General features: G+C 71.4%; 13 protein-coding genes, 1 tRNA gene and 1 pseudogene. 3 read left to right on the forward strand and 12 right to left on the reverse strand.

Annotated features, from left to right (window positions below):
* Positions 1-93: 93 nt before the first annotated feature.
* The 8 genes from ACFY2B_RS16730 to ACFY2B_RS16765 form a co-directional block, all read right to left on the reverse strand.
* Positions 94-1,380: a TIGR02679 family protein gene (locus tag ACFY2B_RS16730; RefSeq protein ID WP_390763853.1), complete on the reverse strand. Its 1,287-nt coding sequence runs from the start codon at positions 1,378-1,380 to the stop codon at positions 94-96.
* Positions 1,370-5,482, reverse strand: a complete 4,113-nt coding sequence (locus ACFY2B_RS16735) for a TIGR02680 family protein (protein ID WP_390763854.1) — start codon at positions 5,480-5,482, stop codon at positions 1,370-1,372. The genes ACFY2B_RS16730 and ACFY2B_RS16735 overlap by 11 nt, the downstream gene beginning before the upstream one ends.
* Positions 5,479-6,909 carry a TIGR02678 family protein gene (locus ACFY2B_RS16740; protein WP_390763855.1) on the reverse strand — a complete coding sequence of 477 codons (1,431 nt, stop codon included), beginning with the start codon at positions 6,907-6,909 and terminating at the stop codon, positions 5,479-5,481. Before ACFY2B_RS16740 ends, ACFY2B_RS16735 begins: the two co-directional genes overlap by 4 nt.
* A 13-nt stretch (positions 6,910-6,922) precedes the next feature.
* Entirely contained in the window at positions 6,923-8,470 is a 1,548-nt protein-coding gene (locus tag ACFY2B_RS16745) for a TIGR02677 family protein (RefSeq protein WP_390763856.1), read from the reverse strand.
* 201 nt (positions 8,471-8,671) lie between these two features.
* Positions 8,672-11,770 (reverse strand): DEAD/DEAH box helicase, encoded by a 3,099-nt coding sequence (locus ACFY2B_RS16750; RefSeq protein ID WP_390763857.1) that lies wholly within the window; start codon positions 11,768-11,770, stop codon positions 8,672-8,674.
* Positions 11,771-12,681: 911 nt separating this feature from the next.
* The gene (locus ACFY2B_RS16755) at positions 12,682-13,542 is read right to left on the reverse strand and encodes a DUF6801 domain-containing protein (protein WP_390763858.1); all 861 of its coding nucleotides are present in this window, start codon (positions 13,540-13,542) and stop codon (positions 12,682-12,684) included.
* A gap of 57 nt (positions 13,543-13,599) precedes the next feature.
* Positions 13,600-16,503: an NACHT domain-containing protein gene (locus ACFY2B_RS16760; protein WP_390763859.1), complete on the reverse strand. Its 2,904-nt coding sequence runs from the start codon at positions 16,501-16,503 to the stop codon at positions 13,600-13,602.
* Entirely contained in the window at positions 16,500-16,916 is a 417-nt protein-coding gene (locus ACFY2B_RS16765) for a trypco2 family protein (protein ID WP_390763860.1), read from the reverse strand. Before ACFY2B_RS16765 ends, ACFY2B_RS16760 begins: the two co-directional genes overlap by 4 nt.
* A 316-nt stretch (positions 16,917-17,232) precedes the next feature.
* Here ACFY2B_RS16765 and ACFY2B_RS16770 point away from each other — a divergent pair, with 316 nt between their 5' ends.
* Positions 17,233-18,120, forward strand: coding sequence for a DUF6801 domain-containing protein (locus ACFY2B_RS16770; RefSeq protein WP_390763861.1), 888 nt, complete (start codon positions 17,233-17,235; stop codon positions 18,118-18,120).
* Between the two features lie 114 nt (positions 18,121-18,234).
* Complete coding sequence (locus ACFY2B_RS16775) at positions 18,235-19,050, forward strand: cutinase family protein (protein WP_390763862.1); 816 nt, start codon at positions 18,235-18,237, stop codon at positions 19,048-19,050.
* Between the two features lie 551 nt (positions 19,051-19,601).
* On the opposite strand, the gene ACFY2B_RS16780 is transcribed toward ACFY2B_RS16775, so the two are convergent.
* Positions 19,602-19,901, reverse strand: coding sequence for a hypothetical protein (locus ACFY2B_RS16780; RefSeq protein ID WP_390764094.1), 300 nt, complete (start codon positions 19,899-19,901; stop codon positions 19,602-19,604).
* Here ACFY2B_RS16780 and ACFY2B_RS16785 point away from each other — a divergent pair.
* A pseudogene (locus ACFY2B_RS16785) lies at positions 19,854-20,075 on the forward strand (integrase); the annotation flags it as partial. The gene ACFY2B_RS16780 and the pseudogene ACFY2B_RS16785 overlap by 48 nt on opposite strands.
* Positions 20,076-20,119: 44 nt before the next feature.
* Here the strand turns inward: ACFY2B_RS16785 and ACFY2B_RS16790 are convergent.
* The 3 genes from ACFY2B_RS16790 to ACFY2B_RS16800 form a co-directional block, all read right to left on the reverse strand.
* Positions 20,120-20,193 (reverse strand) — tRNA-Thr (locus ACFY2B_RS16790).
* Positions 20,194-20,300: 107 nt separating this feature from the next.
* Complete coding sequence (locus tag ACFY2B_RS16795) at positions 20,301-21,899, reverse strand: alpha/beta hydrolase (RefSeq protein WP_390763863.1); 1,599 nt, start codon at positions 21,897-21,899, stop codon at positions 20,301-20,303.
* Positions 21,900-22,014: 115 nt separating this feature from the next.
* A complete protein-coding gene (locus ACFY2B_RS16800; protein WP_390763864.1) occupies positions 22,015-23,220 on the reverse strand; it encodes a DNA polymerase III subunit delta' in 1,206 nt (401 codons plus the stop codon).
* Positions 23,221-23,339 lie beyond the last annotated feature (119 nt).

The raw sequence follows: 23,339 nt of genomic DNA on the forward strand, positions 1-23,339 counted from the left end.
GACGCCGGATGCCGGCGGTTCCCCCTTGTGGTAGGGCACACGCCACGTCGGCGTGCTCTGGTGGACGGATCGAGTCGGCCGCAGGACTCCGGATCAGGCACGGGCGAGGTCTGACAGGAGCGCCGGCAGGAGGCGTTCCTCCATGACCGTGCCACCCGACGCCTCCATCGCGAGGGCCAGTTCGGGGTCCCAGGGGCTGGCCGCGGGCGGTCCAACGAGCGGTGTGGACTCGCCCTCGTCGAGTGCCGCCGTGTAGTCGGCGGCCGTCATCCTCCAGGGCTGGGCGCCGTGGCGGGCCACGGCGTCCGCGGTGATGCGCAGGCCGGCCCAGTCGAAGTCGGCGCGCCAGCGCAGCCGGGCTCCCGCGCGCACGGCGTCGCCGAGCAGCTTGTGGCAGGCGGCGGACGGGACGCCCTCGGTGCAAACCAAGGCGGCGCCGGTGTCGTGCAGTTCGCCGGCTGCGGCGCGCAGTACGGCCGGGTTCTCGCAGACGAAGATGGTGCGGGCGGCGGGGACGACCGGGTCGGTGGCGAGTTGGTGGAGGGTGAGCCGGAAGGGAATACCGAAGCCCGCGGCGTCGCGCAGCCAGTCGCAGACCACGGTGTCCCCCTCGGCACCGATGTTGAGGACGAGGACCTGGCTGGCGAGGTCGTCCGCGATGGCGCCTGCGCTCTCCCACAAGGCGCGCCGCCCCGCCCGCTCACGCGGGACGGCGCACCCGTCGCCGGTGCGCCGGGCGAGGGCCCGCAGGACGAGCTGTTCCAGCGGGGCGCCGGGCACGAGGGCTTTGGTGTCGCCGGTGGCCCACTCGGCGAGAACCGGGAGCGGCAGGACGCCGGGGACCCGGTTCGGGGAGCCCCCGGAACGGTCCCCGTCACCGGTCAGCAGATCCAGGACACGTACCGCCGCGTCGAGGAGCGGCGCGTCCCCCCGGCGTACGAGACGGGTGAGAGTGCCGTCGGCGGCAATCCGGTCCAGCCAGGCGGCGAACCATCCCTGCCCGGCGAGCCGGCTGGAGTGGGCCGACTTCAGGGCGTCGTCGCGGCGCGCTTCCTCTTCGGCCCGTTCGGCGGGCCGGTCACGCAGCGGCCCGTGGAGACTGCCGAGGGTCTGGAGGAGACCGGTGCCGTAGCGGCCGTACAGATACCCGTCCAGATCCCTCAGGGGTACGGCGAGGCGCTTGGCGGTCTCGGGCCGGTAACGGCCGGTGATCCCGATGACGGTGCGGCGCTCGGCCTCACTTGGCCCCGCGAGCCCGATGTCACCGTCGAGCGCGCCGCCGGTGCGCTCCAGTCTGCGGCGGGCGGTGGCGAGCAGCCGGGTCCATCCCTCGCCCCGCAACTCGTCGTACCCGTGGTCTTCTCGCCGCTCAGTCGGCAATCGTGGCCTCCTCGGGCATCGGGACGCGCCGGGTGCCGGGCGAGCCGAGGGCGGTGGTGAGGTCGCCGGTGTCGTCGGCGAGGAGCCGGTCGCCGTCCCAGACGAGCAGCAGGGCGGAGACGGTGTGGTCGACCGCGGTGTGCGCGAGGTCGTAGTGGGCGGCGGCGGACACGGAGGCGTGGGCGGCCCACAGGTCGTAGCCGGTCATGAACAGATCGAGGTCGAACTGCGCGGCCAGGGACATGAGTTCGCCGCGCCCGGTGTCGTCCACGCCGGCGAATGCCTCGTCGAGGGCGAGCAGGCGCGGCGCGTGTGGGGCAGCGGAGTTGAGCATGGCGTGCGCGGCGGCGAACAGCGGCAGGTGCAGTGACACGGACTGCTCACCGCCGGACAGGCGACTGTGCCGGGCACGGGTGAGCCGCTCCTCGCTCTTGTCGGGGCGTACGAGCTGGAACGCGAACTGCCGCCAGCGCCGGTAGTCGAGGGTCTCGGCGAGCAGTTCACGGTAGGGCTGGTCGCGGTGGCGGGCGCGGGCGGTCTTGATCTGCGCGGCGAAGTGGACGCGCACCCGGGCGAGACCGTCCGGACCGAGGCGGGCGGCGTCGGCGTCGAGGAGGGCGCAGACGGCGCGTTGCTCGTCGTCGAGGTGGTCGTCGAGCAGCCAGCTCACCCCGACCGTCGTCCCCGAGGACATCGTGCGCCGGCGCATGTCGGTGTTCATCCGGCGGATCAGGTCGCGGGCGTCGACGGTGCGGTCGTGGATCTGCTGAGCGAGCCGGGTGAGCAGGGCATCCTCCAGGATGCGCTGCTCGGACTCGGAGAGCAGTTCGGCCTGGTCACGACGGTGGGCGGAGATCTTCTGGGCGAAGGCGGCGACGGGCAGCGGGCCCTCTTCGTCGGCCACGCGGACGAGAATGACCCCGTCGGAGCCGTCCCATTCGGGCCGGTAGTCCTGCCCCGCGGCGGCGAGCTGCGCCTGGAGGTCGTCCAGTGCCTTGGTGAGGCGGGTGACGGACTGCTTGAGGCTGGTCTCGGTGGGGGTGAGGTCACGGGTCGCGGAGAGGATCGCCTCGTGGACGGCGGCCACAGCCGGCGGGAGTGCCTCGCCGGTCCAGTCGGCCTCCTGGGCGGGCCAGGCGAGACCCTGCGGACAGCGCAGGATGTCGAGGAGTTCGCGGGCGGCGTACGGACGCAGGGAGCGGGCGGTGTCCTTCTCCTCCGCGGCGGCGACCGCCCCGGCCTCGGCGGTGGCGGTACGGCGGGCCTCGGCCGCCGCGGTGCCCGCGATCGCGGTGTGCTGGGCGCTGCGGGCCGTATCGGCCTCCCCCACCAGGGCGTCGATCCCGTCCTCGGTCTCCCGCAACTGCCGCATCACCTCCTGCGCCTCGGCCCCGACGGCCTCCTGAAGGGCCTCGAGTCCCGCGGCCTCCTCCGCGTGCCGGCGGCGCGCCGCGCGCTCGATGTCCGTCGCCGCCGCCTCGTCCTCGGCGGCGACGGTGAGCCGGTCGGCGGCTGCCTCGGCCGCCTCGTTCTGACGGGCGCGCTCGCGGCGGCGTGCGGCCAGTTCGCGAACCGCCGTCTCGAAGGCGCGGGTGGCGGTCTCGACGGCGTCTACCTGTTCTGGGCGCCCGGTCTCGATGGTGTGCTCGGCCGCGGTGCGGAGCAGGGCACGCTCGGCGACCGAGCAGGCGGCCACCGACTCGTCGTACGCGCCCTCGGCGGCGTCGGCGGCGTCACGGGTGGCACGCAGCCTCGCCGCGGCCCGGTCGAGTTCGCGCAGCGCCTGTGTGATCGCGGTGGTGCGGGGCAGGGCGGCGCGGGCGGCGGCGTACGCGTCGAGGGCGGCGTCCGTACGGGCCTGTGCGCGCCCCGACTCGTCGAGCTGGGCGCGGAGTTCGGCCAGCAGCGTCTCGCAGGCGGCGATCCGGGCAGCCCGGCGACGGGCACGGGCGGTCGCGCCGACGTACTCGGCGTGCTCCTTGGTGTGCGCGCCGACCAGGACACCGGCCGCGTACCGGCCGTCCGGGCTGACCTGCGGGATGCCGGTGCCGAGGTCTCCGGTGACGGCGACCGAGCGCAGTACGGCGGTGATCCGGGCGGCGGTCGGGATCCCGTCGCCGGTCTCGGGGGCCTCCGGGCTCAGGAGGTCGGCGAGGCTGGGTCCGTCGACCGGGGCACCGGCCCGGAGGTAGCCCTCGCTGTGCCCGGCCGCCACGGGGGTGTCCTCGGCGGTGACCATGGCGTCGAGGAGGCCGGAAGCCTCCAGGGCCGCCTCCAGATCAGCTTGCTGACGTTCCGTCAGGTTCTGGTCGAAGTCGACGAGCTGCCACAGCGGAACGCCGTCGCCTGGCGCCCGGTCGGCGGTGCGGCCACGGGCCGGGGGCGGGGCGTCGTCGTGTTCGTCGGCGATCCGGTCGCGTTCGGCCTCCGTCTCGGCGCGGCGACGCTCGACGTCGGCGCGCTGGGCACGCAGGGCGGCGAGGGTGTCGCGCAGTTCCAGTACGGCGGGGGCGGTCGCCTCGGTGAAGGCGTCGGCGAGCGTGACCGCCTCGGCCTCGCCGGTGAGTTCCAGGGCCTCGGCGAGCCGCCCGCGACCCTCCTCGGACAGGAGCTCGCCATGCGTCCCCGTCCACTGACCCAGCGCCGAACGGTGCTCCTCGCGGGCGGATTCGAGGGCCGCCTCGACGGCGGCCTCCTCGGTTTCGGCCGCGCTGACGGCCTCCTCGGCACGGTCGAGCGATACCCGGGCGAGGTCGCGGGTCTGCTCGGCGCCGCGTGCCGCCACCTGGGCGGCGCGTACGGCCCGGACGCCCTCGTGGCGGGCGGCGGCGAGCGCCGCAGAGCGTTCGGCGAGGCGGGCGGGCTCGGCGTCGGCCGGGGTCCAGGGCAGGCCCGCGGTGTGGGCGTGGTCGGCGACGGCGGCGGCGTCCCGGGAGACCGCGGCGTCGAGGTCGGCGGCGATCCGTGCGGCGTGCTCGGCCTCGGCGCGGGCGCGGCCGGCGGCGGCGCTACGGCGTTCGCGTTCGGCGCTCGCCTGCCGGGCGGTCTGCTCGCAGGTGCGCACCAGGCGTTCCAGGTCGGCCAGTTGCTCGACGGCCTGGTAGGCGGCGGAGGAACGCAGCTGGTCGAGGCGGGCGCGCTGGGCGGCGAGCGAGGCGTCGGCCGACTCGGCGCGCGTCTCGGCGGCGGCCTGCCGCTCGCGGGCCGCCGTCAGGTCCGCGGTGGCGGTGCTCAGCGCGGCGGCGCGCTCGGCGGTCTCGGTGCGGCGGGCGGTGAGCCGGTCGGCGGCGGCACGGGCGTGGACCCTCAGGTAGGTGGAGTAGCTCGCGAGGAAGGCACGGGTGGCGTCGTCGGCGGCGGCCAGCCCCTCCAGGGTGCGCTGCACGGACTCCATGTCGTCGAAGGAACGGGCCGCCTCCGCGATCAGGTCGTCGTCCAGCGGGCGCAGACCGGCGGTGAGGGTGTCGGAGAGCCTGGCCGGGTCGAGGTTCTTGGCGAGCTGTGGGCGGCGCAACGTGAGGATCAGGGTGAGCAGTTGCTCGTACCGCTCCGGGCCGAGACCGAACAGGCGCTGGTCGACGGCGGCACGGTAGTCGGCAGTGGAGGCGATCAGATCACGGCCGAGTTCGACGGCGAGTTGTTTCTTCGTCATCGGCCGGTCGTCACGGGTGAGAAGGGAGAAGTCCGCGCCGACGCGGCCCTCCGCGACGAAGTGCCAGCGGGCCGGTGTGTCACGGTGGCGCTGGGCGTGCAGCCCGATGCCGCAGGTGACGGCCTCGCCGGTCTCGCGATGTGTGAACTCGATCCACACGTAGCCGAGCGCGCTGTCCTGACCTCGGAAGAGCAGGTTGGACTTCATCGTGCGGTCCTCGGCGGCGAACGGGTTGAGCCGCTTGGGGTCGATACGGCCGTCGAGGACGAAGGGGAAGAGGACTTCGAGGGCCTTGGTCTTGCCGGATCCGTTGGGGCCGCGCAGCACCAACCAGCCGCCGGCGAAGGAGAACTCCTCGTCCCGGTAGTCCCACAGGTTGATGATCCCGGCGCGGGTGGGGACGAACCGGGCTGAGGGGGTGAGGGCTGGAGTGGGAGCGGGGGTGCTCACGGAGTGGGGTCCTTGGCAGTGTCGTCGGTGAACAGGGTGGCCTGGGAGAGCGGTTGGGGCGACGTACGGGTCTTCACCCGGGCCGTGACCCCCCGGTAGCGGGCGATCAGCGGCAGGGCGAGCGCCCCGCCGTCGACCCGGGCGATCAGCGACATGGCGGCCAGCAGGTCGAGCGCCTGACCGAGCAACCGGTCCGGGTCGGCGCGCAGATCGGCGGCGAAGCCCGCGCCGTACTCGGTGGTGATCTCCTTGAGCCTGCCCCGGAGCCAGGAGTCCGTGACGAAGGGGTAGCGGGTCTCCGCCGGCTCCTGGCCACCGTCGTCGGGCGTCTCGTACACAGACACCCCGTACGCCGGCTCCTCGCCCTGCTCGGCGAGTTCGGCGACCAGTCCACGCGAAGGCAGAGCCGCGTCGATACGCCGGGCGCGGGCCGCGAGGCGTTCGGCGGCGGTGGGCGCGGGCAGCAGTTCGAGGGCGTGCCGTCCGGAGCGCTGCGCGGCGGCGCTGATCCGGGCGGCGAGGAGCAGCGCGGCCTGCGCGACGGTTCCGCCGCCGGGGAAGCGGAGATCGGACAGCCGGCCGGACGTGTCGACGAGCGCCACGCCCTCGCCCCGCCGCTCCACCGTCAGCCCGGTCAGCCGCTCCAGGTCCTCGGCGAGGGCGGGGGCCCGTAGCTGGCCCAGCAGTTCGGTGTCGGCGTCGGCGTAGTACGCGACCGGGTTCTCCAGCACCAGCCGGCGGGCCCGGCGGGCCTGGTCGCGGCGCTGGGCGGCACGCCCCGCGGACATGCCCAGCGCGCTGCCGGAGTCGAGGAGCGCGGTGACCGAGGTCAGGTGCTGGAGCACGCGGGTCGGGTGGTGGACGGCGAGGAGGATCTCGCGGTCGATGTCGTACAGGGCCTCGGCACGCTCGGGGTCGCCTGCCCAGGCGGTGGCGGAACCGTCGGCGAGGGTGAGCGCGCCGCGTTCGGTGAGCCAGGTGACAGCGTCGACGAAGGCGTCCCGGTCGGGCTTGCGGGCCGTGTCGAGGCCGAGTCCGTCGATGCGTACGGCGTCGGCGGCGACCGCGTCGGCCAGTTCGCCCAGTGCCACCTGCGCGCCGTGGCGGCCCAGGGCGGCGAGGGTGAGGACGAGGTAGGCGTAGCGGCGCCGGTCGAAGGGGCGGCCCGCGCGGGTGAGCGCCGGGCGGGTGGCGTCCAGACCGTCCTGGGCGCGCTGGAGCCGGACGGTGTCTGCGGTGGTGACGAGCCGGTACCCGAGTACCTCCATGAGGTCGGTGCGCAGCTGGTCGGCCCAGCGGCGCACGGTCGCCAGCGCCGCCCCGTCCGGGAACCCGGGCGTGACCAGCGGATGCCGCAGGACGAGCCGCACCGCCTTCTGGTAGTCGGCGAGTTCGAGCGCGGAGACTCCTTCGGCGACACGGCTCATACGACGACCTCACTCATGCGGTGACCTCCAGGCGCAGCCCGTCGAGATGGAGACGCCCGCGCACGGTGTCCACGGTCGTGGAACCCTCGGCGGGGGTGAGGGTGAGCCGCACCCCATGGGCGGATCCGGAGGCGGCGATGACCAGGCGGCTGGCGGGGACCCGGGCGGCGAGCGCCACGTCCAGCAGGGCGAGCAGGGCGCGTGTCTCGGGCTCGTCGAGAGTCCGGCCGTACACGCCGTCCGACGCGAGGGAGTTGGCGGCGCCGCGGCGCTCGGCCTGTTCCTTGAGCTGCTCGGCGCGCAGCAGGGCCCGCCGCTCGTCGTCGCGTTCGATGCGGCCGGGGCCGTGCAGGGCGGGGGTGCGGCCGGACTGGACGAGGGTGCGGGCCAGTTCGACCGGTTCGGCCTCCCACCAGGACGCACGGCCGGGGATCCGCTCGGGGTCGGCGTACGGGACCGCGATGTGACGCGGCGCCCCGAGCCCGAAGACCGCCTGGAACAGGGCATGCGCGTCCTCGTCGCTCTCGCAGGAGGTGAACCACTGGGCGAGATGGCGCAGCTGGCTCTCCCGGCTCACCCCGCCCCGGCGAGCCTCGGTGACCCGGCGCAGCAGGGCGAGGACGGAGCGGATCGCGGTGACGGTGGCGTCCTGCAGCCGCTCGGTCTCGCTGTGCTCGCGCTCGGCGAACCAGTGGACGATGCCGTCCCACCGGTGCCGCCAGTCCGCCAGCCGCTCGGCGGGACTGCGGAAGAGCCGCTCGTCCGCCTCGGCCGCGTACTCGATCATCCGGTCCACACCGGTGGCCGCGGCCTTCTCGACCGCTTCGGCGAGCAGCGGGGCGTAACGCCCGAGCTCGGCGGTGAACTCCCGCATATGCGCGAGGAGCGCGTCCTTGTGGGCGAGGAACACCTCGGGTCGGGTGTCGTTGGTGCGCGCCAGGTCGCCCAGCATGAGGTAGAAGCGGGCGGCACGCTGCGCCATCTCGTTCAGCACCGAGTCGAGACGGCCGAGCTTGCGGTACACCTCCTCGCCGTCACCCGCGGTGTTGGCCTCGGCCAGCGCGCGCAGGTCGCCAAGAATGTCGGGAAAGACGAGGCGGGAGAGCTGGGCGTCCTCCAGGCTCGCGCCGAGCACGTCCTCCACGGCCCGGTAGGCCCGGTACCCGGCCTGGGTGAACTGGTACACGTAGTGCCGATTGCGGTACTCGGCGAGGTTCGCGGCGCGCGTCCCGTCGTACGACCGGTCCAGCACCTGCCACTCCGCGAGCGCGTCGAGCAACGGCTGCACACCAGCCGTACCACCGACGGCACCCGCGGCGGGATGGCCGGCGGCGAGCCGCTCCAGCAGCCCCACCGCGTCCGAGGCGTGCAGCAGCACCTGGTAGTTGGCGCGTCCGCGGTCGAAGGCCCGCAGCAGCCACAGGTACTCGTGTCGTTTCTCGGCGGCGGCGAAGTGGAACAGCCGAAGCCGGTCGTCGAGGGAGAACGCGTCGATACCGAACGCGCCCTCGTCGACGGGGTCCGCGGCATCGGGCTCCGGGACATCGAACTCGTCACTCACGGAACTGTGAGCTTCCCTTCTCCCCCTGCTCCGGCTGGTACACGTCCGGCCGGACGTGTACCAGCCGAATCCACACCAGTCTGCCGCACCCCGACCAGTGCGTGTGAGCCGCTCCTCCGCCCATGCCACTTGTGCTACCGTGCGCCCGTTTCACGCTCCCTGCCGGACGGTGGCCGCCGTAGGAACACGCCTGTGGCCGGCTCATCGGCGGAGCGTCGCGTACGCCCCGAGCCACCCCGTCCCCAGCCGGTCACCGCCCCTGGTGAAAACGGCCGCCCCGCTGTTGCCGGCCGAGTTGTCCGACGGGTCGTCGGGCGGCAGGAGCAAGGTGGTCATCTCGCCGTCGCCGCTGTGCAGGGTGGTGATCGCGCCGTTCCACAACCGGATCACCGAGCCCGGTGGGGCCGCCACCCGGAACCTGTTCTCCCGCAGGTCAAGGTGAACGCCGGTGGCGCGCTCCGCGAGCAGCGCGCGGTAACGGTCCGGGGACAAGGCGCAGTCGTTCGGCGGTGTCGTCCCGCTCCAGTCGGGGGCGTCCACGCCGCGGGCGCGGGCCGCGCGCCACATCCGGGGAACGAGATCGGGCGCGAGCGGGGCGGTGGCCATCCGCTCGCACATCCACAGCAGCCGTCCGGCCCCGCGGTCGGGCCCGAGTGCGCGCCACCGGATGCGCTGGGCCAGGTCACCGGCGACGACGGCCGCCCACGGGTGGACCGTGCCGAGCTGGCCCTGCGCGCCGAGCCAGGCCAGGTAGCGCTGGGCCTCCTCCAGGATGCCGGTCATGGAGTCGACGGGGATGCCCAGCACGTAACCAGGCCGCCCGCGGAAGAGGCCGGGTCGGTCGGCGACGAGGTGGAGGACCGCGCGAGCGAGATCCCCGGCCACCGGCTCCGGCTCGTCCTCCACAGACTCCCCGCTCTCCTCCGGCGCCTCCTGCCTCTGCTCCGCCTCGCGCAGTACGCGGCGCAGCGCGGCGCGGGCCCGGTCGGTGAACGGCGCCTGTTCCAGCACCGGGAGGCGGACGCTGAGCAGGGCCGCCAGCGACCGCTCGGCGGTGAGGGCGTCCCCAGGTACCGGGGACTCCCGCACCGCGGTGGCCAGTTCGTCGGCGAGGATGGCGTCCACCATGAAGCGGCTGGTCAGCCTGCCCAGCGGGCTCGGCTCCCAGCGGCCCTCGTCGGGGGTGGCACGCAGACAGCCCGCGGTCGTGAGGAATCTCGCCGCCACGCGCAGGGGTCCGACGCCGTCCGCACCCTGGTGTGCCGCCAGTGTCCCCGCCCACCACCGCTCCGCCTCCTCGATGTCGGCCACCCTTTCCTGGACTGCCTCGGCCAGGAGGTGGTCGGGCAGGTGGTCGCCCAGCCGTGACCGCACCGTGTATCCGGCTGCCAACCGGGCCTGCCAGTGCGCCCGTTCCGCCGGATCGGCGAGCAGGAAAGCCCAGCCCTCCCGCTCGCCGGCACCGATCCGGCCCGCCCGGCCGAACATCTGCTGGACCATGGACACCTCGATACGGTGCAGACCGATGGTGGTGTCGGCGACGATCACGGCCCTGGCGGGGAGGTTGACCCCCGCGGCGACGGTCGATGTGGCGACCAGAACGTCCGCCTCCCTGGCGCGGAAGGCCTGCTCGGCCTCCCGCTTGTAGGGCCAGTCCCGGTAGTGGAGCCGTACCCCGGCCCTGGTGCACAGCCGCTCGACGGCTTCGGCGTCGTCCGCGTCCACACCTGCGGTCACCGCACCACGGTCGGCGGCCAGCGCCAGCGCGGTGGCCCGCACCCGGCGCTTGCTGCCGCAGAACACCAGCACGCTGCCGCCGTCCGCACCGACCCCGCGGGCGATCCGTACGGCGGCCTCGGTGCGTACGGCGGCCCGCGCCGCCCAGTCCCCCTCGTCCCCCTCCGGCAGGACCGGCAGCTGCCAGGTCAGCCGGGTGGGCCGCCAGGCGGTGCGGACCAGGCCGGCGCCCAGCCACTCGGCCACTTCGTCCGCGTTGGCGACCGTCGCCGACAGCCCGACGATCCGCGTGCCCTCGCTGTCCTCCCGCACCCGCGCGAGCAGCGCTTCCAGTACGGCGCCGCGCACCGGATCGCCGAGGAGATGGATCTCGTCGACGACCAGGCAGCCGACCTCGGCGAGCGCGTCGCCCAGCGATCCCGCGCGGCAGATCGCCTCGAACTTCTCCGTCGTCGCCACCCACACATCGGCCGCCCGGATCAGTCCGGTGTCCACGGCTGCCTCACCGGTCAGCCGCACCACGCGCAGACCCCGGCGCCGCCACAGCCGCAACTCCCGGTCGAGTTCGTCGGTGAGCGAGCGCTGCGGCACCAGCCAAGCGGCCTTCCTGCCCCGGGTGTGCGCGTCCAGCGCCGCGACCATGCCGACCGGAGTCTTGCCCGCACCGGTGGGTGCCACCACCACCAGATGCCCGGTGCCCTCCCGAACGACGGGAACGGCAGCCGCCTGGGCCGGGTTGAACGACGGATGCGGCAGCAGCGCGGCCCACTCGGCGGGCACCAACTCCTCGACCGGCACATACGCGTCGCCGCCGGCCTCCGGCAACTCCTCCAGCGCGTCCCACTGCGCGGCGAAGGCGTCCCGGGCCGCCGTCGCCCAGGCACCCGCGGCCGGGACCGCGCCACCCGGACCGACCGCGACCAGATCCGTACGGCCGCCCAGCTCATTGACCGTGCGGACCTGTTCGGCCTCCTCCCAGTAGCGGCTGACCCGGTACGGGACGCCGCGCTCCGCGAGCCAGGTCCGCAGGGCGTCGTATCCCGGCCCCTCGGGCAGGACCACCCGCACGTCCTCCGCCGTCGCGACCGCCTCCCCGGTGGGACGCCAGCCCGGATCGGTCACTTTGCACCACAACAGGGCCCGCTTCTCGGTCTGCTCCGGCACGGCCAGATCGTCCGGCCACGCCGGAGGGTGCCCCCCGCGCACTGCCCCGGGGAACTGCCCGGGGACACGGATCGCGGTCACCTTGACCCCGGGCCCACCCGGGCAGGGCCCCAGCGGTACGGACACGGCCGCCGAAAACGCGGCCGTGAGCTGGTCGTACGTCTTCACCCCCAGGTCAGCGAGACTGAACGCGGCGGGACAGCCAGGACAGACCAGCGCGACATACCGGTACACCCGCCCCTGCGACTCGTACGGCCTGCGCAGCGCGTGCAACTCCCCCTCGCAGACGGGACAACGGCGCTCCACCCGTTCCTCGTAGGCCCAGCCGGGCTCGAAGAACCGAGCCGGGGCATCCCCGCCCAGGGCGACACCCCACCGCCGCCGTGCCACCTCGGCCACGGATCCCTCCGCGCCCGTCCCCAAGTGCGCCGGGACACCCTCACCCATCACTCCGTCCGCACCACACATACCGCGACTGTGACATGCCGTGATCTACGCCTGCAGGCGGTTCCCACGTCTTCCACCACTACGGGTTCCACCACCATGAGCACGGCCTGCGTTCAACCGGCCAATGAAGTCACGGCCTCGCCGCCCATGCGAAAACCGCGAGGCTGCCCGAGGAGCCATCTACACGCCCTCTGCACGCCTGGCCACCAAACGGCCACCAGCTCGAACCGGACGGGGCCGGGAAAATCGACAGCCATGAACAAAATGCCGAGGTCACAGCCCCACGATCCGCAACCGCCACTGGCCGTCAACTTCAGACCTACGCATTGCGATACACAGACCACACGTGCCCGATTGGCCCGAATTCCAAGGTAAACCAAAACAAGAAACCCCAGGTCAGAGGCTTGACCTGGGGTTCACCACAGAGCCGCTTTCGGGATTCGAACCCGAGACCTACGCATTACGAGTCCACGAGCGATCATGTTGCGTAGTGCCCCCTCGTACTGTCCAGTGACATTTTGCCTGATCAGCGCACGTGCGACAGGTTGACCTGTGTCACCCCGTGACGCACTGTCCAAAGGCGTCCGTCCACCGGCTGTCCACCGACGGGGCTGTCGTCGGCCCACCAGCGGGACTGAAACTAAGCTCCAGTCCCGCTGGAAACCGGTCGGATCTACGAACGGAGGTTACTGTAGGAAATCCACATTGGGCGTCCGTTCAGCGGGAGATTCGCCCCTCCTCCCCCTGTACCCGGGCTGGCAGCGGTGCCCCGATCTCAGCGGCGAACGTGTGCAGTTCCTCGCGCCTGGGCAACTCGGTCAGGGCCTCGCCGACAGGGAGCGGGCCCGGCCGCACGACGGCCGTCACCCACGACGGCGGCGTTTCAGCCGCGAGCCGAAGAGGAAGACGCCGCCGCCCGCGACGAGAACGCCAGCGGCCAGCAGAATCAGACCCTTGGTGTCCTGGCCGGTCGTCGCCATGGCGCCCTGCACCGTAGCGTCGGCATGGGATGGCGACACAGCCGACGCCCCGGCGGAGGCCGAGCCGGTCGTGGCGCCCGTGCCCGAAGTGCCGGACGAGGCCGAGCCGGTCGTCGTATCTGCCCCTGTGATCGCGAACGATGCTACGACGGGCGACTGGTGGGCATCGAGCTTGCATGCCGGGTTGACCCGGCCCACGGGTTTGCCGTTCGCCTGCTTCCCGACGAGCGTCAGGTTGAGGTCGCCGACGGCGATCCGCACAGTGCCCTGCTTGTGGAACGTGCGAGAGGGGACGGTGCCGGCCGCCGTGACGGCAAAGGCACGGTCGGCCTTGGGAATGGTGACCTTGTTAATGCTGAAGCGTACAGGGACTTTGAAGGTGCCCTCCTGCGACCGGAGTTCGACGTTCGTGTCCACCGTGCCCTCAATGGACTTCAGGTCCGCAAGGAATGTGTGGATCAGATGCGTGTCTTCCTTGCTCGCCGTCGTCGTCGCGTCGAACGTGAATTCCGGGCTGGGCTTGCCGGCTGCGACCGAATCCGGGACATCCGCGTGGATCTCCATCGGGACGGTCCGGCTGACCCCGGAAACCTTGCATGTGTAATTCAGCGTGATCGAGGCCGGGCGCGCGGACGCGGTGCCGGCCCCGGGAGCGCCCACGATTCCGACCGCAACTCCTGCTGCCACCATGACCCCAAGGGCGAACCTCGCCTTTGGCCTTCCCGAACTGTTCCCGGTGCCCATGAGTTGTCCCCCATCAGTCGATCAACTGATCAATTGATCAATTGCGATATTCATCGGTCAACGCCTGTCGGATATCGCTGTGTCCATGGCGACGCTCGTCCGCTCCCCCATGGTTCCCGGCTTGCCCACCGGGTGAACTCCGCGGCCGGTGCTGTCCTGGCGCGCCCGGTGGACGTGGGCCAGGTGGGCTTCGAGCCGAGCATGGCGGAACTGGTAGACCGCACCGGCCTTGCGCAGCACACCTCGATCATGGGCGTCATCCAGGAAAGCGATCACTGCCCAGGGCAGACGCCTGGTCAGCGGCAACCACATGCGCGACAGGGCCGCCCACTGACCCCAGGCGGTGAAACTCAGCCCGTACCCGAGCCCGCCCGCGAACGCGCCCTCGATCCCGAAGACGAGCCCCACCAACAGCCCGAGCACGGGCCCGGGCGCGAACCCGCCCAGTCGCCCGGGCGCGAATCCCATGGCGATTCCGGCCGGGACCCCGAGCACGAGCAACCACACAAGCATATGGACGAATGCGTTCTTGCGGTTCGTCCTCAACAGGTCCGAGGCGCTGATAGCGGATGTGGTGTCAATAGGGGTTTCGAGCCACGCCATGACGGCAAGCGCGGTTCCGGCGCCGAAACCGATTTCCACCGGAAACAGCAACGCCCCCCTGAGGCCGCCGTCGAGTCCGTCGTCGAACCCCAGCGGCCCGACGATCAATCTGTCCATGAGCACCAGCACGACTGCGGTCGGCGCCCCGAACCCGATCCCCAGGATGAACCTCCGGGCGATCTCGGCACCATTGCGCCGGGTCTCGCCGAAGATCTGTATGCGCAGAGTCGACGGCTTGGCCGCCGCCCCTCTGGGCGCGAACTCGTACACCAACGCGAACACCAACCCGGCCACCAGTCCGTGCAGGAGGCAGACCAGAAGCCCCCGCACGATCGCGAACCCGAGCCCACGCGTGGTCGCGATCAAGTCCACGGGCAGGTTCCCGATCCCGGTCGGCACCCCCAGAGCCATCCCGGCGAGGAACCCGATCACGAGCATGCGCGTGGAACGGCGCATCGTGGTGCCCAGTTGCCACCAGCCGAGGTCATGGGTCTTGAGTTTCTCCAGGTGCGCGGCGAGGTAGCCGAGCCAGTGCTGGGCCTGCCCGGGCGTCCAGTGACGGCGGTGACGGGGACTGTCGGCGTCACGATCGTCGTGCGGCGCGGCACTGTAGACGGCGGGGATGAATGCGTCCAGGAGATGATCTTGCAGGGCTTCGGGCGTGGGGAAGTCCAGCAGCTTTTCGGGGTCGCGTCTGGGAGCGTCGCTGTAGATGGTGCGGGCCAGCGAGACCATCAGCGGGGTGGCGAGAACCTTGGCGAGGTTCGCCGTGCCCTGGGTGTACGGCCCTTCGCGCAACCGGGCCAGGACGCCATCCCACACCGTACGGTCCGCGCCGCCCTCTCTGATCGTCCGGCTGGCACGGATCAGGTAGTGGGCGTAGTCGTCCACCATGAGGTCCTCCAACTCGATGACCGCAGCGGCGGTGAGCACGTCGGAATCCTCGGAGCCGTTGACGGCCTTGGTGTATTCGTCGGGGCGGCTGGTGAGCAGCAGCGGCATGGTGGTGGCCTGGTTGAGCGCTTTGAGCGCCATACCGTGCAGGCCGCTGGGGATCTCGTCGAAACCGTCGAGAACGGGCAGGATCCGGCCCGAGTCGACAAGGACACGGGCCAGATTGCCTCCGCGCGCGGCTGGAGCCGCGAGGAAGGGGTGGTCACGCACCAGCTGGGCACACATCCAGTCGCGCAGCGAAGTCGCGGCCGGATCCCAGGAACCCAGGCCGAAGATCACCGGTACCCGGTCGCCGGGGGTACGGGTATCGAGCCAGTCGACGAGGAAACGCAAAGTCAAGATCGACTTGCCCGATCCGGCCTCACCGAGCACCACCAGCCGACCGGACGGGACGAAGGTGTACGCGTCCACGATCTGGTCGAGTTCGCCGTCCAGCGGCAGGGGCGTTGCAGCCGCCCCGCGCGGGAGCCGGCGGATGTTGGCCCAGTTGTCGAAGACATTCCGGTCGGTGCACCGAAAGCGCACGGGGAGCGGGAACGGGTCGTGCACCCGTCGCTGCTCCTCCTCCTTACGCCACTGCTTGGAGACCTCGTCGGCGAGGGCCTCGGCCGGGTCGCCCTCAGCCGGCGGTGGATGCGGCGGCGGTGGTGGGAGCCGCGTGAGGTGGACGGCGCGGGCCGGCAGGCCGATCAGGTAGCCCAGTTGATCGATCTGGGCTTGGGTGAGGTGTTTGTACCAGCGTTGCACCCGGCTTGCCGTGAGCCTGCCGGCTCCGTCGGTGAGGTGATGCGCGCTGACCACTCCGATCAGGTACCCACCGCTCCACACCGCGGCTCCCGACATTCCCTCCCATGGGGAACGGCCCTCCGGATCGGGCCCCGGAGCGCCCACGGAGATCTCCAGAGTGCCCTTGCGCAGGTCCGCCCACGGCGTGGTCTTGCCCTGCGCATGGTGGGAATCCCGGTACCGTGCGGTCCTGTTGAGTTCCGACGATGCGTTGTCGGGGCGTAGCTTGAATTTGGGGAACCCCAGCGCGTCGCAATCCACCGGCTGGGTGATGAGGCCGTACCGCACCGGCGGGACCTCGGCAGCGTAGAGCCCGCTGCCGCCCGGGTCATTCGAGATCTTGAGCACCGCGACATCGACGTCGGAGTCCTCCCACAGCGGCTCCGGCTCGCCGGACAACTCCGTTACGTCACCGTCCTCGGTGAGAAAGCGCAGCGTGACCGAGACCGCGCCCCGCACCACATGCGCGGCTGTGAGTACCGCGTTCCCGCTCACGCGGTAACCCGATCCGCGCCACTCCTCGCCTCCGCGTCGGGTGATGACGACCTGGACCACTCGACGTACGTCGAGCTCGTCCGGCCCGGGTGCCCCCGATGCGCTGCCGTCCGCAGTGCTCATTGCTCGTCCGGGTCAGCGCGGCCGACGACGAACGGCCGGTCAGGCGACCCTTGGAGGGTCGGCTGCAAAGTCAGTTTGACCAGCTGCGTCGAGGTGGAGTTCACCGTCGCGTCCGCACCGGACTCGACCACCCAGAACCGTACCCTCGCCTCCGCGTGCCCGGTTCGCTCCAGCGTGACCGACAATTCCAGCTCGATCGTCCCCAACTCGAAGCGCAGCGTCTCCCCCTGCGCGGCGACGACCGCCTGCTGCAACTCCTCCCGCAGGTCCCTGATCACACTGGCCAACTCGATCACCCGCGCCCCCTGCACCGATACCAGTTGTCGGTCGCCAACGACTCTAGCCCTGTCCATCGCCTGTACGGAGCGATTCGGCACGGTCGCCGCGACCTCCGGCTCTCCAAGGAACTTCACGCGCGCGGCGTCGACCTCGTCACCTTGGACGTGAGACCTGTCAGGATCGGACAGCCCTGCCGCCGCCGATGACCCCCTCAAAGACGGTCGTATTTCATCCGTCGGCCCAGGGACAGCGACAGGTCCCTGAGGGAAAGTTCCGCCACGAGCGGCTTCAGGATCACCTCATCAGCACCCGTTCCCGGGTCTGAATCGTGACTGCCCCATTGCGGACACGGGGCCTACTCTTTATACGGTGGTCCAACTGCCCTGACAGAGGGGTGAATTGACATTACGTCAGGAGATCGGCACGGCCGGTCCGGCAGCCTGTGCAGGCTTGGCAGCGACCGTCGCGGGGGCGGGCGCGTTCGTTGGACCTATCGGCGCCGGGCCGGCGGTCGCGGAGTCGGTTTCGGTTACTCTGCGGTATTCCTGCACGTTCCCGCTCATCGGCCCCGCCCCGGTCGCGATGACGATCACCTCGGAAATCCCGCAGGTCACGGTCGGCGTACCCACCGACCGATTCGTCGTCCATGCTTCGGCGCCGGTGAACGCCGTTGAGGCGACGCTGATGAGGCGGCTGATCGGTATCAAGACCGTCGAGGGCACGGTGGACGCGAGCGGTGTGGTGAACGCGCCTCAGGGGCCGATCCCGGCCGGGATGACGTTCGTGGTTCCCAGGACGACCGTCTCCGCATCCGGCGGCTTCGAGATCACGGCGAGCGGTGCCCTGCCATCAGAAACCTTCAGCCGGTCGGGCAACGCGAGCGTCCGTGTCGGCGATGTCACCATGCACCTCACCGCGCGGGACGCGAGCGGCAGTCCGACATGGCCGAACACGTTCACCTCGCCCTGCACGCTGGAAGCCGGGCAGAAAAACACCGTGGCGTCCTTCGCCATCACGGCGCCTCCGCCGCTGCCCGGCCCCACCCCCGTACCGCCGAACCCCCACCCCACCACGCCGACGCCCGGCCCGAAACCCATCACTGCATCACCCGCGCCCGACCCCACCGGCACGACGCCGAATCCCAGCCCCACCACGACAACGCCCAGCCCCAGCCCCACTCCCACTCCCTCCACCACCCACCCCAGTCCGCCGGAGCCCCACCGGCAGAGCATGTATCTGCCCTTGGTAGTCGGCGTGCCGCTGGTCGCGAGCGCTCTGATCGTGGGCGGCGTCTACTGGATCAACAAGCGCCGCAGGCACCGGGCCACACCCGGGTGACTACGGCCGTGAAAATAAAGGCCCTTGACAGCAACTTGGGCCTCCCGATCCAACGAGGACGCGCAGCGGCTATCCGCCATCTTGTGAAGTCCACCACCCACCAGGAGATCAGGCATGTCGCAAACGAGAATGATGGCACGGGCTGTTGGCACCGCAGTCACCACGGCGGCGCTGATGGTCGGCACGGCCGTCGCGTTCTCCTCCGCCGCACAAGCGGCTGGTTCAGGGCACTACTACATCGAGATCGGCGGCACCGGCGCCACGAACCCCACGCCTGACTGCCCCACCACTACTACCTCCTACGCCGAGGCGAACAAGACTCTTCCGCCCGGCTCCTCCGCGCTCCCGGTGTGCTACCCGGCCACCGCCGGCCCGTTCGTCGGCCCGAGCGGGTCGCTCATCGACCTCGGCACCCTGCAATTCCGCCCCGACGCCCTCATCGCACCGAACTACGACTCCAGCGTGCAACAGGGCTACCAGGCGGCGTTGAAGGCGGCGGAGGACACCTACAGCTCCCACCCGGACGCACGCATCACGATCACCGGCTACTCCCAGGGCGCACAGGTCGCGGACGAAGTGCTCCAGACAATCGCGGGCGGTGGCACCAGCATTCCGCTCTCGCAGGTCGACGGCATGCTCTACGCCGACCCGATGCAGCCTGGCACCGGCTTGACGGCCCAGATCCCGAAGGGATGGGGCGTGCCCGGGTTAACTTCCCCGGGCGCCGGGCCGACCGAGTTCAACGGCGTTCCGGTCACGCGGTACTGCATCCACGGCGACCCGGTGTGCGACGCGTCGCTCTTGAACGCGCCCGGCTACTTCAAGCTACACCCGCTCTACCCGCAGCCTGGCAACGTCATAGCCCAGACCCTCACCGACGACGGCAAGGACGGGATCCAGTGGAGGGAACCTGCGGGAACCCCCGCGTAGGGCTCCTGACAGAAGCGGAGCAGCGGCTGCAGCGGACCGCCACCACGGCCCCTTCCACGAGCGCCATCGTGCTCATCACCCACCTCGCACGCGCCGTCCACTGCCGTGTCGACCCGAATCAGCTCGGCATCGAGCGGTCGCCGAGCAAGAAGCGGGTGTACAGGTCGGTGCAGGCGACGTGCAGGTAGCGTGCAGGTAGCCCTTGGCTTCCTTCTTCCCCGCGAGAGTGCGGCAGGCCCCACCTTGAGCGGGGTCTCGTCCGCGCAGATGGCGAACGCGAGCGTGATCAGGGCGCGGATCGCGACGTCGCACGCCTGAAGCGCCCGCGCCGCACGTCCCGGCAGAGAGTGGACGAACCCGGTGGAGGAGGTGGATCGGCGCCTCCCCTGTATGCACCTACGAGTACACCTGCGGTGCAGTTGGGAACAAAGCACGCATGGCGTAATCTGCGTGCTCGCCGTCCGGCTCCGACCTCATAAATGCCCTCTCGCGCAGGAGGGCCGCTTATAGGGCCTGCCGCCAGACCGCTCATCTACGGAGTGGAACCGCGGCTACTCGGCTTCGGCAAGCCCCTCCAACAGGGCGTGGATGGTTTCGGCATCGGCCCGCGGCGGGATCGGGGCGGTGTGTTCCGGGTTCACCTCGACCATGGCAACGGCGTCGGCGTCAGCCGGGAGCAGGCCGAGGAACCAGACGATGGTGTCGGCCCAGAACTCCGGGTCCCCATCGCCGAGGATCAGGTTGCTGTGGTCGTAGTAGCTGACCGTACGGGTCATACCCTCCAGGTCCAGCTGAAAGTCGAGGACGAACTCGGGGTGGACATGCCGACCATCATGGAGATCCTTCGGCACACCCAGATCAGTCAGACCCGGCGATAAGTGAAGGGCAGATCCCACCTCTCGAAGGACGCGATGCGCCGGATGGGAGACACGTTCATGCCCCGCCCGGCACCCACAACTGAGACCAAGACTGAGACCACGCACCGCCGCGCGGCACGCGCCCAGCGTCGTCACCGCATCCGATAGACGAAAAAGCCCAGCTCAGACATTGTCTGAGCTGGGCTTGGATGAGCCGCTTTCGGGATTCGAACCCGAGACCTACGCATTACGAGTGCGTTGCTCTGGCCATCTGAGCTAAAGCGGCGTGTCGTACGCACTTATGGTGCGATCAGCGACGGCGGTAAGTCTACACAGTTTCCGAGGTGCTTCGTACACGCCCCGGAGGAGGGTCCTCCGGGGCGTGCGGCGAGGCTATGAGCAGCGCTTTCCGTTGGCCGGCGGGGTTCCCTCCAGCAGGTACGCGTTGATCGCGGAGTCGATGCAGGTACTGCCGCGGCGGTAGGCGGTGTGGCCGTCGCCGGCGTAGGTGAGCAGGCGGGCCGAGGTGAGCTGGCGGGAGAGGGACTCCGCCCAGGAGTACGGCGTCGCCGGGTCGCGGGTGGTGCCCACGACGACGATCGGTCCTGCGCCCCTGGCCTCGATGCGGTGCTGCCCGCCGGTGGCCCGCACCGGCCAGTAACCGCAGCTCAGGGCCGCCCAGGCCAGGCCCCTGCCGAAGACGGGGGACGCTTTCTCGAAGGCCGGGAGGTCCTTTTCGACCTGCTCGGGTGTGTCGAAGGCGGGCGGGAGGTCGAGGCAGTTCACGGCCGCGTTGGCGAACATCAGGTTCGTGTAGCGCCCGTCGCCGCCCCGCTCGTAGTAGCTGTCCGCGAGCGCGAGCAGACCGGCGCCGTCGCGCTTCTTCAGCGCCGAGGTGAGCGCCTCGCGCAGTTGCGGCCAGGCCGCCTCGTCGTACATCGCCGCGATCACCCCGGTGGTGGCCAGGGCCTCGCCGAGGGTGCGGCCGTCGGCGTCGCCGGCCGGGATGGGGTGCTCGTCGAGCTTGCGGAAGAACGCCCGCAGGTGGTCGCCGACCTGCGCCGCGGTGGTGCCCCTGCCGCCGAGCGGGCAGTCGGCCTGCCGCACGCACTCCTTGGCGAACGCCTGGAACGCCGTCTCGAAGCCCGCCGTCTGCTGCAGGTTCAGCCGGCGCGCGGACAGCGACGGGTCCATGGCGCCGTCCAGGACCAGGCGGCCCGCCCGCTGCGGGAACAGCCCGGCGTACGTCGCCCCGAGGAACGTCCCGTACGACGCCCCCACGTAGTTCAGCTTCCGGTCCCCAAGCACGGCGCGCAGGATGTCCATGTCCCGGGCGGCCTCCACCGTGGAGACGTGGCGCAGCAGTTGCGGAGAGCGGGCCCCGCAGCCCTCCGCGAACTTCTTGAACTGCCCGACCAGCGCGTCCGTCTCCGCGGCGCCGTCCGGTGTGACGTCGGCCTGCGTGTACGTGTCCATCTGCCGCCCGTCCAGGCATTCGACGGGCTCGCTGCGGGCGACGCCGCGCGGATCCATCGCCACCATGTCGTAGCGGGCGCGGACCTCGGCCGGGTAGCCGATCCCCGCGGACCGCTGCAGGTAGTCGACCGCGGAGCCGCCCGGACCGCCCGGGTTGACGAGGAGCGAGCCGAGCGGCTTGTTCTTGCCGGTGGTCTTGCCGGTGGTCTGCTTGCGGGCGACGGCGAGCCGTACGTCGCCCGAGCCCGGGTCGGCGTAGTCGCGCGGCGCCTTCAGCGTCGCGCACTGGAAGCCCTCGACACCGCATGTGCGCCAGGCGAGTTTCTGCCCGTAGTACGGCGCGAGCGCGGGCGGTGTCGTACTGGGCAGCGGGGCCAGCGCCGCCTCTGCCAGGTCGTTGGTCGCCGTCACCGAGCTGCCGGCGGAGCACGCGGCGACGAGCACCGCGGTGGTGAGGGCGGTGGCCATGGCACGGGCCACGGGGTTGGTCTGGCGGGGGGTTCGCCTGATGTGCATCAAGCGAGCGTAACGCTGAGCGACCAGGTGGATGCCGTGCGTGGCCTCCGTGGCTCTTTCGAGTGACGGCGTCAACGGCATGTCCGGCCGGACCGGACCCCGGCCGCCCCCGCGGTCAGCCCGCTCTCAGTGCCATCGTCATCGCCTCCACCGCGAGCAGCGGCGCCACGTTGCCCTCCAGTGCTTCCCGGCACGCCGAGATCGCCTCGATACGGCGCAGGGTGGACTCCGGTGAACCGGCCCGCGCGAGCCGCTCCAGATCCTGCTCGGCATCGGTGTTGGCCAGCGCCACGCGGGAGCCGAGTTGCAGGGCGAGGACGTCGCGGTAGAAGCCGGTGAGGTCGCCCAGCGCGACGTCCAGGCTGTCGCGCTGCGTCCGGGTTCTGCGGCGCTTCTGCATGTCCTCCAGGTCCTTCATCACGCCGGCCGTGCCACGGGGCAGGCGTCCGCCCTGGGCAGCGCCCAGGGCCGCCTTCAGCTCCTCCGTCTCCTTGCCGTCCATCTCCTCGGCGAGCTGTCTGGCGTCGTCGGTCGCCGCGTCGACCAGTTGCTGGGCCGCCCTGAGGCAGCTCCCGACCTCGTCGAGACGCAGCGGCAGCTTGAGCACGGAGGCCCGGCGCTCCCGTGCGGCCGGGTCGGTGGCCAGGCGGCGGGCCCGCTCGACATGGCCCTGGGTGGCGCGGGCCGCGGCGGCGGCGGCATCGGGCTCGATGCCCTCGCGCCGGACGAGCATGTCCGCGACGGCGGCCACCGACGGCGTGCGCAGGCTGAGGTGGCGGCAGCGGGAACGGATGGTGGGCAGCACGTCCTCGATCGAGGGCGCGCACAGCAGCCACACCGTGCGCGGGGCGGGTTCCTCCACGGCCTTGAGGACTGCGTTGGCGGACTTCTCGTTCAACCGCTCGGCGTCCTCGACGAGGATCACCTGCCAGCGGCCGTTCGCCGGGGACGTGAACGACTTGCGGACCGTGTCCCGCATGTCCTTGACGAGGATCTCGGTGCCGACCGCCGCGACCGTGGAGACATCCGCGTGGGTGCCGAGCAGCGCCGTGTGGCAGCCGTCGCAGAATCCGCAGCCGGGGGCCCCGCCCAGGGCCCGGTCGGGGCTCACGCACTGCAGGGCCGCGGCGAAGGCGCGCGCCGCCTGGGTGCGGCCCGCGCCGGGCGGGCCGGTGAACAGCCAGGCGTGGGTCATCCTGGACGCCTCCGGCGGCGGCGCGTCCGCGGCTGCGGCGGTGACGAGGGCGTCGGCGTCCCGGGCAGCGGCGGTGAGCAGTTCGCTCACCTTCTCCTGCCCGACGAGGTCGTCCCACACGGTCATGGGTCACGCCGCCCTTCCGTCACGTTGCACGTTCACCTCGCGTGTCCGCGGTGTGTGTTCACGGTCCGTGTCCACGGTGCATGGTCACGGTCCGCGAACCACGGTCCGCGTTCACGTCG

The organism is Streptomyces sp. NPDC001270, from assembly GCF_042896695.1.
Taxonomy (GTDB): domain Bacteria; phylum Actinomycetota; class Actinomycetes; order Streptomycetales; family Streptomycetaceae; genus Streptomyces.

Coding starts and splice junctions, on each gene's coding strand:
- ACFY2B_RS16740 (WP_390763855.1), bottom strand. CDS start 6,909: ATGAGCCGTGTCGCCGAAGGAGTCTCCGCGCTCGAACTCGCCGACTAC.
- ACFY2B_RS16760 (WP_390763859.1), bottom strand. CDS start 16,503: ATGAGCACTGCGGACGGCAGCGCATCGGGGGCACCCGGGCCGGACGAG.
- ACFY2B_RS16795 (WP_390763863.1), bottom strand. CDS start 21,899: ATGCACATCAGGCGAACCCCCCGCCAGACCAACCCCGTGGCCCGTGCC.
- ACFY2B_RS16800 (WP_390763864.1), bottom strand. CDS start 23,220: ATGACCGTGTGGGACGACCTCGTCGGGCAGGAGAAGGTGAGCGAACTG.
- ACFY2B_RS16775 (WP_390763862.1), top strand. CDS start 18,235: ATGTCGCAAACGAGAATGATGGCACGGGCTGTTGGCACCGCAGTCACC.
- ACFY2B_RS16755 (WP_390763858.1), bottom strand. CDS start 13,542: ATGGGCACCGGGAACAGTTCGGGAAGGCCAAAGGCGAGGTTCGCCCTT.